A 14141-nucleotide genomic window follows, 5' to 3' on the forward strand; every position below is an offset into this window, starting at 1 on the left:
ATTTATTTTCACAATTAATACTAATCTGTATTTTTTATTTGATTGTTAGCGATGGCTTCTTTCAAAGAAGGATATTAAGAATTATAGCGCTACAGAACTCGAAAGTTCAAAAGTCATAAAGTCAAAAAAAATGTAAAAATAGTATCTTAAAATCAATTTGTTACTTCTTGTTGTCTAATTGTAAAACACGACATTATACGATGATTGTTACTCAAAATAAATTATTGGTAAGCAGTGTTAATTATTAAAAATATAATTGATAATATTTGCCCCCATTTTTAATGCTTTTTCTCGAATCGCTGCTGGATCATTATTGACTTCTGGATCTTCCCATCCATCTCCTAAATCGCATTCATAGGTATAAAGCAGTATTAATTTATTTTTTATAAAAAGTCCAAAAGCTTGGGGTCGTTTACCGTCATGTTCGTGTATTTTGGGTAATCCGTTTGGGAACGAGAATGGTTTTTGAAAAATGGCATGACTCGCTGGAATTTCCACTAGACTATTATTTGGAAATATTTTTTTGATTTCTTTTCGGATGTATTGGTCCATTCCATAATTATCATCAATATGAAGAAATCCTCCAGCCAGCAAATAATTTTTAAGGTTGTTGCTATCAGCAGCACTAAAAACTACATTTCCATGGCCGGTCATATGCACATAAGGGTATGAAAATAAATCAGGACTAGCAGGCTCAACCGTGGCTGGCTTTGTTTTTATTTGGGTATTTATAGTTGCATTGCAGTATTTTATCAAATTGGGTAATGATGTTGGGTTTGCATACCAATCGCCACCACCACTGTATTTTAACAATGCAATTTCCTGCGAAAATGAAACGACCGAAAATAATAAGAGTAAATAAAATATTTTTTTCATAGCCAATTTCTATTATTTGCACCCATTTTGTGCATTGTTTTTTTTGATTGTTCAGCAATCCAAACACGTTTTATTATTATTCATTGACAAAGTGTATGCTGTGACAAGCCACTATTGCTGCCGTTTCTGTTCGTAGCCTTGTATTTCCTAATGAAACCGGAATGTACTTGTTGTCAATTGCCAATGCAATTTCTTTTTCTGAAAAATCACCTTCAGGGCCTATTAGTAGGGTCACATTTTCATTTGGTTTCAAAACGGATTTCAATGATTTTTTATCCGTTTCCTCACAATGGGCAATTAATTTAAGGCCTTCATAGTTGTGTTTTAAAAAATCTTTCATCAATATGGCCTGATTTAATTTCGGCAGGTATAATTCGTTAGATTGCTTCATGGCAGCTAATAAAATTTTATCAAATCGTTCATTATTGATAACTTTTCGCTCTGAGTGATCACAAATAATAGGTGTGATTTCGTGAATGCCTATTTCGGTTGCTTTTTCCAAAAACCATTCGTAACGGTCATTCATTTTAGTTGGCGCTACAGCCAGATGTATGTGAAATTTTGCAACTGGGGCTTTTTCGAACGAAAGGATTTTAACGGTGCATTTACTGTCGGATGCCAGTGTTATTTCTGTTTTAAATAAGTAGCCTGAGCCATTGGTTACAAATAATATATCGGTATCTTTCTTGCGTAATACTTTGATAATGTGTTTGCTTTCTTCTTTATCAAAAGAAAAAATTGTCGTGGATTCTGTAATAGTAGGGTTAAAGAATAATTGCATAATTTATAATTGTATTCTTGCTTTAGAAACAACAGATGAAGTTTCAAATGTTTGGGTTAAAAATTTTTGATATCCTACAATTCCTATCATTGCAGCATTATCAGTAGTGTATTCAAATTTAGGAATAAAGGTTTTCCAACCATATATGTTTTCTGTTTCCTTTAATGTATTTCGGATTCCGGAATTAGCAGAAACGCCTCCGCCGATGGCTATTTGTTTGATCCCGGTTTCTTTTACGGCTAATTTTAATTTGTCCATTAAAATTTCAATAATAGTATGTTGGATTGATGCGCAAATATCATTTAGATTCTCAGCAACAAAGTTTGGATTTTCTAATTTTTTCTTTTGAATAAAATATAAAATAGCAGTTTTCAAACCGGAGAAGCTAAAATTTAATCCTGGAACTTTAGGTTTTGTAAACACAAATGCTTTTGGGTTTCCTAATTGCGCATATTTATCAATTAAGGGGCCACCAGGGTAGGGAAGTCCTAAAATTTTAGCGCTTTTGTCAAAAGCTTCTCCAACTGCGTCATCAGTGGTTTGACCAATTACGGTCATGTCAAAAAAATGATCTACTTTGATGATTTGTGTATGTCCACCGCTTATAGTTAAGGCCAAGAACGGGAAAGTGGGTTTTTCATAGCCCTCTTCCTCTATATAATGTGCCAGGACATGAGCTTGCATGTGATTTACAGCAATCAAAGGAATTTGTAAGGCCAGGGCAAGTGATTTTGCAAACGAACTCCCTACCAGTAGCGAACCCATGAGTCCCGGACCTTGTGTAAATGCAATTGCAGATAACTGTTCTTTTTGTATATTTGCCTTTCGAAGCGCCGCATCGACTACCGGAACTATGTTTTGTTGGTGTGCACGTGAGGCGAGCTCAGGAACTACGCCACCATATTGATTATGAATTAGCTGATTAGCAACAACATTTGACAATACTTTATCGTTGTGTAAAATGGCCGCTGCAGTATCATCACAAGAACTTTCAATGGCAAGAATAAAAACCTCGGGATTTTGCATAAAAAGGCATAAATTTGGAGTTACATTTGATGATTAGTTTACAAAAAACAACAATTTTGTAAAGGCCAAAATTAAAGAATTTTTATTTAAGGCACAGGAGTTTCCAGAGGTAAAATGAAATTTTAGAAAATTTAAATATATAGTAGGTATCAAAAAAATAAAAAAAATAGTATTTCGGTCTCTACTTGGACTAATCCTACTTTTACTTGTACTTGGTATTGCTCTTACCCTACCATTTGTTCAAACTAAAATAGCACAGTATTTCACCCGAAGTCTCAATAAAGACTTTGGAACTAATATTGCTATTGACGGAGTTGTTATATCTGTTTTTGGAGGTGTAAAATTCAAAAAAGTATTGATTCTGGATCACCACAAAGACACTTTAATTTATTCGGATAGAATTGCAACGACTATTTTAGAAGGTAAAAAATTGCTGGACGGTGATCTGATTTTTGGTGATTTGCGGTTGAGTGGTTTAGTATTTAATTTAAAAACGTACAAAAATGAAAAAGAGTCTAATCTCGATAAATTTATAGCCGCTTTTGAAACCGGAAGACCATCAACAAAAAAGTTTCTGCTCACCGTAAAGGAATTAAAAATTTACGATAGTCATTTTATTTTGACAGATCTAAATCGTGAAATTCCAAAAGACCTGGATTTTACTAAACTGAATGCTTCCGTAACGAATTTTAAAATTTACGGTCAGGATGTAACGACTATGATTGATAAAATGTCATTTTTAGATTTTCGGGGTTTGTATGTTAAAAATTTAAACTCAAAATTCAGTTATTCCAGAAAAAACTTAAAACTAGAAAATCTGAATTTGTTGACCAAAGAATCCACCTTAAAAGGGACTGTATTGTTAAATTATAAAATTGAATATTTTTCTAATTTTACCGATAAAGTACTCTTTGATATTAAACTGGATGCTGCCTCAATTGCTTCAAATGATATTCGTTACTTTTATAAAGAAATAGGGAAAAATCAACATTTTTATATCAAAGCATCTATTAAAGGAACGCTTAATGATTTGAAATTCAAAAATTTAAAATTAGTTGATGATCGGAAAACACAGATCAACGGTGCTATTAATTTTAAAAACTTGTTTGCTAAAAAAGGGCAGAAATTTTCGATGTATGCCAGATTTGACAAATTAACCTCTAGCTATGATAATTTGATAGTTATATTACCTAATATTCTTGGAAATAAATTACCCAGTTCTCTAAAAAAATTAGGACGATTTTCAGCTTCCGGAGTTTCAAATGTTTCTACAACTGTTGTCAAAGCTGATTTTTCTATGATAACGGCGTTAGGTAAAGTAATCTCTAATTTAGAAATAAAAAATATAAATGTTATTGATAAGGCTTCTTATATTGGGAACGTTATTTTAGAAAATTTTGATATTGGAACTTTATTGGATCAAAAAGAACTAGGAAAGGTAAGTTTGAATATGGATATCGATGGTAAAGGATTCAAAGAAAAATACCTGGACACAGCTATCAAAGGGAGCATTAGCCAAATAGAGTATAAAAAATACAATTACACGAATATTGATGTCAATGGAGTTCTTAAAAATCCGAATTACAGAGGACAAATTGCCATAAAAGATCCTAATTTAAGTATGAATTTTGAAGGTTTATTGGATTTAAGCAAAAAAGACAATAGATACGATTTTCACATTAATGTTGAAAACGCAGATTTGAATAAATTAAAGTTAATTAAGGATTCTATTGCTGTATTTAGAGGCGATGTGGTAGTTCAGGCGTCAGGAAATACTGTAGAAAATTTTCAAGGAAATGTGTATATCAACGAAACCTCCTATCAAAATGCAAAAGACACGTATAATTTTGATGATTTTACCATAAATTCAACTTTTGATGAAAATAGAGTAAGAACCATGACTGTAAATTCACCAGATATTGTTCAGGGTGAAATTGTGGGTAAATATGAATTTAACCAATTGGAAAACCTGGTAAAGAATTCTTTGGGAAGCCTGTACACGAATTTTAAACCCAACAAGGTAAAGAAAGGACAGTTTCTTAAGTTTAATTTCTCTATATATAATAAAATAATTGAAATATTTTACCCTGATATTTCTATTGCACCCAACACCATTATTAAAGGAAATATAAACTCCGATAATCAGGAATTTAAACTCAATTTTAATTCGCCTCAAATTATAGCTTCAAACAATATACTTGATAATATAAGAGTTTCGGTAGACAATAAAAATCCGCTTTATAATGCCTACATAGAACTGGACAGTATAAAAACAAAATACTATAAAATACGTGATTTTAGTCTGATAAATGTCACAATGAAAGACACACTGTATTTTCGTTCGGAGTTTAAAGGGGGACCAAAAGCAGAAGATTATTTTAATCTGAATTTATACCATACTATTAATCAGGATAACAATAATGTAGTTGGAATTAGTAAATCAGAGGTGAAATTCAAAGATTATTTGTGGTTTTTGAACGAAAAAGAAGCAACTGATAATAAAGTTGTTTTTGATAAATCATTTCAAAATTTCAATATTGATAACATTGTGTTGTCACATGAAGAACAGGAAATTTCTTTAGTGGGCCTTTTTAAAGATACTACAATTAAGGATTTACAACTGAGTTTTAAAGATGTGGATCTAAACAAAATCACGCCTGCTAATGATAAATTTATTGCACATGGAAATATAAATGGAAAAGTAAATTTCAAGCAAAATAAAGATGTTTTTCAGCCTACATCTTCTATAGTTATTGATAATTTGAATTTAAATAAAATAGATTTAGGAACTTTAAATTTTGAAATTGAAGGTGATGAAAATCTTAGCAAGTTTACCATAAATTCTAATTTAGAGAACAAAAATTTTGAATCATTTAATGCGGATGGTAGTTTTGAAATTGTCAATAAAGAAACCATTCTTGATTTGAGGCTAAAATTTGATAAATTTAATATCGCAACCTTGAACTCTTTGGGTGGTGAAGTATTGTCTAATATACGAGGTTCAATAGCCGGTAATGCTACCATAGAAGGAAATCTTAAGAAACCTAGTATAAATGGCAGGCTGTACCTTGACCAAGCAGGAATAACCATACCCTACCTGAATGTGGATTACGGTTTAAGTGATAACACAATTATAGACCTGACCGATGACCGATTCTTGTTTAGAAACAATACCTTGACAGACACAAAATTTGGCACTGTAGGGAAGTTAAACGGAAGTATTGGGCATACTAATTTTTCGGATTGGAAATTAGATTTAACCGTTAATTCAAAAAGGCTTCTAGCATTAGATACTAAGGATACTGAAGATTCAGCTTATTATGGTACTGCATTTATAGATGGAGTTGCCACTATAAAAGGACCAACTAATTCATTGTTTATAAAAGTAGCTGCAAAATCAGAGAAAGGAACAGCCATAAAAATTCCTATTAATAATGCCGAAAGTGTAAGTGATAATATTTTTCTTCATTTCCTGACTGCTAAAGAAAAATACAATGTAAGGAACGGTATTGTAGAAAATACCCGGAATTATAATGGCCTTGAATTGGAGTTTGATTTTGATATTACACCGGATGCCGAAGTAGAGGTAATTCTAGACCGAAACACAGGTCACGGAATGAAGGGGAAAGGTTTTGGCTCTTTGTTGTTTAAAATAAACACGACGGGGAAATTCAATATGTGGGGTGATTTTCAAGCGTATGAAGGGACTTATAATTTTAAATATGGAGGACTGATAGACAAGAAGTTTGAGGTCAAAAAAGGAGGGTCAATTTCCTGGGAAGGGAATCCGATGCGCGCACAGTTAAATCTTGAAGCAGTATACAAAACTACTGCAAATCCTGCAATTTTGTTAGAAAATGCTTCTTTTAATACGAAAGTCCCCGTGGAAGTAGTTATAGGAATTAGAGGCGATTTGACTAGTCCGGAACCCGATTTTAATATTGAATTTCCAACAGTAAGCACGGTGTTAAAATCAGAAATCCAATATAAGTTAAATGATAAGGACGTGAGACAAACTCAAGCATTGTATTTATTATCTTCCGGTGGATTTTTAAGTCCGGAAGGAGTAAGTCAATCTGATTTTTCAGGAAGTTTGTTTGAGACCGCCTCTAGTCTTTTAGGAGGAATAATACAATCTGACGATGAAAAATTCAAAGTGGGTCTGAATTTCATTGGAGCCGACAGAAGAATAGGAAGAGAAACAGATGGACGGTTTGTTGCAACAATTTCATCCAAAATAAACGAAAGAATAACGATCAATGGAAAACTAGGAGTTCCTTTTGGTGGGATTAATGAATCCGCTATCGTAGGAGATGTTGAAGTGCTATATAGGGTTAATGAAGATGGAACACTTAATTTACGATTGTTTAATAAAGAAAATGATATCAATTATATTGGGCAAGGGATTGGTTATACCCAAGGTTTAGGAGTTTCTTACGAAGTAGATTTTGATACTTTCAAAGAGTTAGTCAATAAAATTTTTACGAATCTAAAAATAGACAGAGTGACAGTGCCCGCCGCTGAAGATCAAGATTCTGACTTATCTCCGGATTATATTAATTTTATGAAATCTAAAAAACCCAAAACAGAAAAAACCAAAAATAATCAAGAAGGTTTAGTCCCGGAGGAAAACTAATTTTTTTGTAAACAGGAGGAATCAGAACCAAGAATTCATACAAATGAGAATGAGAATCAGGATCAGGATAGGAGATTAACAATATCTGCTTCAGTACCAATTAAAAGAATTTCAGACTTACCACAAGGACGTTTTTTTTTAATTCCTCATTTGTAAATACGTAATGGATCATTGTCATAAAACAATCATAAAAACGCTTAAATTGTTAATTATCAAATAAAAATTCATTATTTTTTTATTTTGTTAAATAAAATTCGTTTTATTTTGATTTTTCGAAAACTTATTAACGAAAACGTTTGAATTTTGGTTGCTTAACTAATTTATAAAAAACACGGCTCTGTAAGTGCTGAATGTTTGCTAGTTTTACACTTTAATACTTAAATAATGCCAAAAACAATAAAAAAAGTTGGTGTTCTTACTTCGGGAGGAGACTCACCAGGTATGAATGCAGCAATTAGATCCGTTGTTCGGACATGTGCGTATCATGCTATTGAATGTATAGGAATATACAGAGGATATCAGGGAATGATTGAAGGCGACTTCAAAGAAATGGGACCTCGTAGCGTAAACAACATTGTTAATAAAGGAGGGACAATTTTGAAGTCAGCACGTTCTTTAGAATTTAAAACTCCAGAAGGAAGAAAAAAAGCACACGATAACCTGATTAAAGCAGGAATAGATGCTCTAGTAGTAATAGGGGGCGACGGTACTTTTACCGGTGGTTTGTTGTTCAATAATGAATTTGATTTTCCAGTAATGGGAATTCCGGGAACTATTGATAACGATATTTTTGGGACCACCCATACTTTAGGATATGATACCGCTTTGAATACCGTTGTGGATGTCATTGATAAAATTAGAGATACCGCAAGTTCACACAATCGTTTATTCTTTGTAGAAGTGATGGGTAGAGATGCCGGTCACATCGCTTTGAATGCCGGTATTGGTGCCGGTGCCGAAGAAATTCTGATTCCCGAAGAAGATTTAGGATTAGAGCGATTATTAGAATCCCTGCAAAAAAGCAAGGCTTCTGGTAAATCATCCAGCATTGTTGTAATAGCAGAAGGAGATAAAATAGGCAAAAACGTATTTGAATTAAAAGATTACGTAGAAGCTAATTTGCCGGAATATGATGTTAGAGTTTCTGTTCTGGGCCACATGCAACGTGGCGGTTCCCCTTCTTGTTTTGATCGGGTTCTTGCCAGTAGATTGGGCGTAAAAGCAGTTGAATCTTTGCTGGAAGGCAAGTCAAAGTTCATGGTAGGGTTAAAGAACGATACAGTTTCATTGACACCTTTGGAACAAGCCATTAAAGGCAAAACAGAAATTGATAGAGAATTATTAAGAGTTTCAGACATAATGTCTACATAAAGGGATTAAAGTTTATAGTGAGGAAATTAGACTTTAGAGCAAGTTAATATTTAAATAAACAAAAATTAAAGTAAAATGTCAAAAGTTAAATTAGGAATAAACGGTTTTGGAAGAATAGGGAGAATAGTTTTTAGAGAATCGTACAACAGAGATAATGTAGAAGTAGTTGCAATTAACGATTTATTAGATGTAGATCATTTAGCTTACTTATTAAAATACGATTCAGTTCACGGACGTTTCGCCGGAAAAGTAGAAGTGAAAGACGGAAAACTTTTTGTAAACGATAAACACATCAGAATTACTGCAGAAAGAGATCCTGCAAATCTAAAATGGAATGAAGTAGATGTAGATGTTGTAGCGGAATGTACTGGTTTTTTCACTACTATTGAAACGGCAAAAGCACACATCACCGGTGGTGCTAAAAAAGTAATTATTTCTGCACCTTCTGCTGATGCGCCAATGTTTGTAATGGGTGTAAATCATGACAAAGCGTTAGCTTCAGATACAGTGGTTTCTAATGCTTCTTGTACTACAAATTGTTTGGCTCCTTTGGCCAAAGTAATCAATGATAATTTTGGAATTGTTGAAGGTTTGATGACTACTATTCATGCAACAACTTCAACTCAAATGACAAATGACGGACCATCAAGAAAAGATTTCCGTGGCGGTAGATCAGCATTAGTCAACATGATTCCATCTAGTACAGGTGCTGCAAAAGCAGTAGGAAAAGTGATTCCGGAATTGAACGGAAAACTAACAGGGATGTCTATGCGTGTTCCTACTGTAGATGTTTCAGTAGTAGATTTGACTGTTAAATTAGCAAAAGAAACAACCTATGAAGAAATCATGGCTGTTCTAAAAACAGCTTCTGAAACCACTATGAAAGGTGTTTTAGGATATACCGAAGATGCTGTAGTATCACAAGATTTCGTTTCGGATCCCCGTACTTCAATTGTGGATGCTAATGCAGGGATTGGTTTGAATTCTACTTTTTTCAAAATTGTATCTTGGTATGATAATGAATATGGTTATTCAAGCAAATTGATCGATTTATCAGTACATATTGCAGGTTTAAAATAATTAATTATATTTACAAAGTCCCGTTATCTTTATAGTAACGGGACTTTATTTTTTATTCCCTTTTTCATTTATATTTTGTTAATACCTTCCTTTATGAAAGTATTAGGAAATATAACAACAAAACCAAAAACCAGAAAAAAATGAGATTAATAGTTGATAGTGGTTCTACCAAAGCCGATTGGATTGCAATAGATACAAATGGTAAAATATTGTTTACAACTCAAACCTTAGGATTGAATCCTGAAGTACTTGAAGAAGATGAAATTATTGAACGCTTAAATGATCGTTTTGATATTTTGCAAAACAAGAAAAATGCAACCCATTTGTTTTTTTATGGAGCAGGTTGTGGTACTGAAAGAATGAAAATTGCACTGTCTCAGGTTTTTCAAAAGTATTTTCCTAATGCTATTATAGATGTCAAAGAAGATACCTATGCAGCCGTTTATGCAACGACTCCAAAGGGAGAAAAAGCAATTGTTTCTATACTGGGGACCGGATCAAACTGCAGTTATTTTGATGGCAAAGAACTCCATCAAAAAGTACAGTCATTGGGATATATCGCCATGGATGATTGCAGCGGAAATGTTTTTGGAAAAGAATTAATCAGAAAGTACTATTTTAATAAAATGCCAAAAGAACTGGCCGTTGAATTCGAGAAAGAATACAACCTTGATCCAGATGCTATAAAAAGCAAATTGTACAAAGAACCCAATCCAAATGCGTATTTAGCGACTTTTGCGAAGTTCCTGATTCAGCACAAAGAAACGGAGTTCTGCAGAAAAATTATTTTCAAAGGAATGAAATCTTTTGTAAAAAATTACATAAAACAATACGATAACTGCAAAGAAATTCCAGTTCATTTTGTGGGGTCCATAGCCTTTTATCTCAAAGAAGAGCTGCAAGAAATATTTGATAAATATGAGTTGCAATTAGGCAATGTATTGCGACGACCTATTGATGGTTTAATTGCATATCATATTGCAAATAAATAGTTTTTCAGAGTTTATTTTTATCAAAAACCACTGTTAATTTACTTTAGAGCAAGTAAATCAACAGTGGTTTTTAATTTATAACTAATTGATAACGGACATTCTGAAATCGTTTCAACCGTTTTTCTTGTTTTAATAATGAAAGCGGAAAAAAAGCACTAAAGAATAGCGATCATTGAGATTTCAATATTCACATTTTTTGGCAAACAGGCCACTTGAACTGTTTCCCGTGCCGGAGCAGTTTTCTCGTTAAAATAGGAACCATAAACCGTATTTATTTTCCCGAAATTGGTCATATCCATAATAAATATTGTGGTTTTTACTATGTTTTCAAATGTCATTCCGGCGGCTTCCAGAACTGCTTTCATATTTTGCATGACTTGTTCTGTTTCGGCTTCGATTGAATCAAGAACTAACGTTCCAGTTGCCGGATTTATTGCAATTTGACCTGATGCATACAGTGTGTTTCCTTTTAGGACTGCTTGGTTGTACGGGCCAATTGGTGCAGGAGCATTTTCTGTGAAAATTATCTTTTTCATACGTTCTATTTTATGTAATTCAATTTAGTTTAAAAGTCTCCTGGTCTAATTACCGATTTATAGTACTTCGTTTGTCCCATTTGATATCGCTGAGCACGCCTGATTTTATTCCAATGAAGAATCCCCAGTTTGCATTATCACCAAATGGAGACCAGTTAAAATCCATTCTCCAACTTAATAAATCCCTTTCAAAACGAAGCTGAGTAAAGGTAACTCCTTTTTGAACAAAATCGTACCCGGTTGATATTCCTGCTTTCCATTTTGGAGTGATATCAGCATTAGCTGAAATCATTATCGAGTTACCAATTATTTGATTCTCTCTATTATTGTTTCCATAGGTCAAAGAATAGGCAAAGGTCATATCCCATGGTAATTTTGAATTAAAAAACTCAGAAATTTTATCTTCTCCATCATCTTCCTCTTCTTCGTCAAACTGACTTCTCCTGTTGTCTCCTAAGTCCGTATTGGTACCGAACAGATCATCTCCACGGCCCCCATTTCTTCGACTTTGTTCATTTGTGTCTTTTTCTTTTTTATCATTTCCTTTACTGGAAATAGAGTAATTTAAAGTCATATTAGAACTTGTCATTCTAAAAAGGCTGCCGCCGTTGTTAATATTAAAGACATTAATTCGGTTTCCGGAGTTATCAATCGCATAGGGATCTAACGTTGCGCCAAAATTGACATTCATTTTATTTTGAAAAAGTTGGGTACCACCACTAACTCGTATCGGCGCAAAAGCTAATGAATTGACACCATCTGCATCTAAATTATAGCTGGTAGATAGGTTTAAGTTATTCAGCAGCATTATTTTTTTAGGTTCAACCTTGGTACTATCGCTATCAGTAACTTTTGCTTCAAAAGTGTTGCTCAAATCAAATCCTAACGAATTCGAATTATTCAATCCTGGGGCTCCAAAAATCCCGCTTTCAAATCTGGAATATTGTTTTGTCATTGTCCCGGTTGCATCGGATGCGTAGGTGTCATAATATTTTTCGAAACTAGGGGTGTATCCATACGAAACAGATGGTCTCATGACGTGCCGAATTGATTTTATCTTTTTGTTTTCACCAAAGTTAAAAGTTCCATAAATAGTGGTTCCCAGACTTGAAGAGAAGGAATAGGTTCTAAAGGCATCAAAGCCATTAACCGTTTTATCGACTACGGTGCTTTGGTTTTGGTCAAAACTTCTTTCAATTGTTTTGGTATACCAAATTTCTTCATAATTTACGGATGTAGACGCACTGAAATATTTAAATAATTTAAAATTGGTGCTTAACGGAATACTGTGTTGGAAACCAATTTTTGCATCCCGGAACATTTGTGGCTTGAAGAATAAAGAATCGGTAGTAACAATGCTGTTTCGGCCATTCAGATTATATTGTAAATTGATGTTCTTGAAAAATCCTTTTTTTACGCCGTCTTTCCCCACAAAAGGATAAATCCGATCCACACTCAGTTGTAGTGTAGGTAGTGTCATATTGATTTCTGCGGTTTGTGTATTTTGCGAGTGAGTTGCAGTCAATGACATTCTAACTTGTGGAATTGAAGTGAATGTTTTTGAATACGACACAGAAGAACTTAAGGTATTATTTAGATTTGAACCAATATTTATCTGATTGATAGATTGTCGAAAATATTTACTACTTCCAAGATTCACAGAGGCCGAAAAACTAGAATTAGGATTCGATTTAGAGTCTTTGGAATGTGACCATTGTATGTTATAAATATTTTGTTTTAAGTAATCAGGGTAGCCTCTTTCGCTGGTAATTAAGTTTTCAAATCGAATGTTTAAGTTTCCTCTATAATTGTATCTTTTGGCATAACTGGATTCAAAACGCAACCCGTAACTGCCATTAGTATAATAATCGCCTAATACGGTTAAATCATAATTATCACTCAAGGCAAAATAATACCCTAAATTTTGCAACGAAAACCCTCGGTTGTTGGAGTCGTTATAGCTTGGTAAAATTAATCCTGAAATGCTGGTTTCTTGGCTCATTGGAAAAAAAGCAAAAGGCAATGCAATTGGAGTAGGAACATTTGCAATAACCATATTAGTCAATCCCGTAACTACTTTTTTGCCTGGGATGAATTTTACTTTGCTGGTTTGAAAATAATATTCTGGATTGTCTACATCTTTTGAAGTAGTAAAACGGGCTCCTTTTAGAAAATAAACAGAATCATTTTCTTTTTTGGTCTGCGTTGCTTTTATTTTAAATTCGCCTTGATCTGATCGTGAGTTCCAAATTAAAGCTTTTTTTGTTTTAAAATTAAATCGGATAGAATCAGGTTCAATAACATTAGTGCCCTGTTTGAAATTTGGAAACTGTGTATAAGCTCCTGTAGAATCTTTGATGCGACCGGCATATACCTCATTTTTTTCATAATTCATTACAATTATACCAGACTTCAATTCAATGTCTTGATAATACAATTCTGCGTTATTATACAAAGTAATGAGCTTTTTCTTTTGATCAATTTTTGCATATTGATCGGCTTTGTATTTTACCTTTCCGTCCAGAAATGCTTTTTTAGGCTTTGTACTGTCTTTTTGTATTGAATCCTTCTCTTTTGTAGTAGTTGCAACAGTAGGAACCTTTTTGATAGTTCCTAAAGTAGTACTATCTATTTGTTTACTAACGGAAATCGCCGTCTTTTTTTTTGATATATCTTGAGAATATAATTTTCCAGACCCTAAGGATAGGAAGATTGATAATAAAACGATATTAAATAAGTTTGTATGCAAAGGTTTAAATGCTATTTTTGTAAAATTATGGCCTGTTTTTTGAGATGTCAAACTTACATATAAATTTTTGTCAAAAATAGTCAAATAAATAAAT

General features: G+C 33.2%; 9 protein-coding genes. 4 read left to right on the forward strand and 5 right to left on the reverse strand.

The window, feature by feature from the left end; translation table 11 throughout:
* Nucleotides 1-237: 237 nt before the first annotated feature.
* From EKM01_RS04485 to tsaD, 3 genes are all read right to left on the reverse strand, one after another.
* On the reverse strand, nucleotides 238-876 hold the full coding sequence (locus EKM01_RS04485) for a DUF4159 domain-containing protein (protein WP_126460039.1): 639 nt from the start codon (nucleotides 874-876) through the stop codon (nucleotides 238-240).
* A 76-nt stretch (nucleotides 877-952) separates the two neighbouring features.
* Nucleotides 953-1657: a 16S rRNA (uracil(1498)-N(3))-methyltransferase gene (locus EKM01_RS04490; RefSeq protein ID WP_126460036.1), complete on the reverse strand. Its 705-nt coding sequence runs from the start codon at nucleotides 1655-1657 to the stop codon at nucleotides 953-955.
* A 3-nt stretch (nucleotides 1658-1660) separates the two neighbouring features.
* Nucleotides 1661-2683, reverse strand: a complete 1023-nt coding sequence (gene tsaD, locus EKM01_RS04495) for a tRNA (adenosine(37)-N6)-threonylcarbamoyltransferase complex transferase subunit TsaD (RefSeq protein WP_126555958.1) — start codon at nucleotides 2681-2683, stop codon at nucleotides 1661-1663.
* 193 nt (nucleotides 2684-2876) lie between these two features.
* Between tsaD and EKM01_RS04500 the strand changes: the two genes are divergently transcribed.
* From EKM01_RS04500 to EKM01_RS04515, 4 genes are all read left to right on the forward strand, one after another.
* The gene (locus EKM01_RS04500) at nucleotides 2877-7319 is read left to right on the forward strand and encodes a translocation/assembly module TamB domain-containing protein (RefSeq protein WP_126460030.1); all 4443 of its coding nucleotides are present in this window, start codon (nucleotides 2877-2879) and stop codon (nucleotides 7317-7319) included.
* Between the two features lie 384 nt (nucleotides 7320-7703).
* Entirely contained in the window at nucleotides 7704-8690 is a 987-nt protein-coding gene (gene pfkA, locus EKM01_RS04505; RefSeq protein ID WP_126460027.1) for a 6-phosphofructokinase, read from the forward strand.
* 75 nt (nucleotides 8691-8765) lie between these two features.
* Nucleotides 8766-9770, forward strand: coding sequence for a type I glyceraldehyde-3-phosphate dehydrogenase (gene gap / locus EKM01_RS04510; RefSeq protein WP_126460023.1), 1005 nt, complete (start codon nucleotides 8766-8768; stop codon nucleotides 9768-9770).
* A gap of 140 nt (nucleotides 9771-9910) precedes the next feature.
* On the forward strand, nucleotides 9911-10762 hold the full coding sequence (locus tag EKM01_RS04515; protein WP_126460020.1) for an N-acetylglucosamine kinase: 852 nt from the start codon (nucleotides 9911-9913) through the stop codon (nucleotides 10760-10762).
* 155 nt (nucleotides 10763-10917) lie between these two features.
* On the opposite strand, the gene EKM01_RS04520 is transcribed toward EKM01_RS04515, so the two are convergent.
* Both EKM01_RS04520 and EKM01_RS04525 read right to left on the reverse strand, forming a co-directional pair.
* Entirely contained in the window at nucleotides 10918-11298 is a 381-nt protein-coding gene (locus tag EKM01_RS04520; RefSeq protein ID WP_126767106.1) for a RidA family protein, read from the reverse strand.
* Between the two features lie 49 nt (nucleotides 11299-11347).
* Nucleotides 11348-14098, reverse strand: a complete 2751-nt coding sequence (locus EKM01_RS04525) for a putative LPS assembly protein LptD (protein ID WP_126767108.1) — start codon at nucleotides 14096-14098, stop codon at nucleotides 11348-11350.
* Nucleotides 14099-14141: the final 43 nt, after the last annotated feature.

This window comes from Flavobacterium sp. RSP46, from assembly GCF_003984825.1.
Taxonomy (GTDB): Bacteria; Bacteroidota; Bacteroidia; order Flavobacteriales; family Flavobacteriaceae; genus Flavobacterium.

Coding starts and splice junctions, on each gene's coding strand:
- EKM01_RS04485 (WP_126460039.1), bottom strand. CDS start 876: ATGAAAAAAATATTTTATTTACTCTTATTATTTTCGGTCGTTTCATTT.
- EKM01_RS04490 (WP_126460036.1), bottom strand. CDS start 1,657: ATGCAATTATTCTTTAACCCTACTATTACAGAATCCACGACAATTTTT.
- tsaD (WP_126555958.1), bottom strand. CDS start 2,683: ATGCAAAATCCCGAGGTTTTTATTCTTGCCATTGAAAGTTCTTGTGAT.
- pfkA (WP_126460027.1), top strand. CDS start 7,704: ATGCCAAAAACAATAAAAAAAGTTGGTGTTCTTACTTCGGGAGGAGAC.
- gap (WP_126460023.1), top strand. CDS start 8,766: ATGTCAAAAGTTAAATTAGGAATAAACGGTTTTGGAAGAATAGGGAGA.
- EKM01_RS04515 (WP_126460020.1), top strand. CDS start 9,911: ATGAGATTAATAGTTGATAGTGGTTCTACCAAAGCCGATTGGATTGCA.
- EKM01_RS04520 (WP_126767106.1), bottom strand. CDS start 11,298: ATGAAAAAGATAATTTTCACAGAAAATGCTCCTGCACCAATTGGCCCG.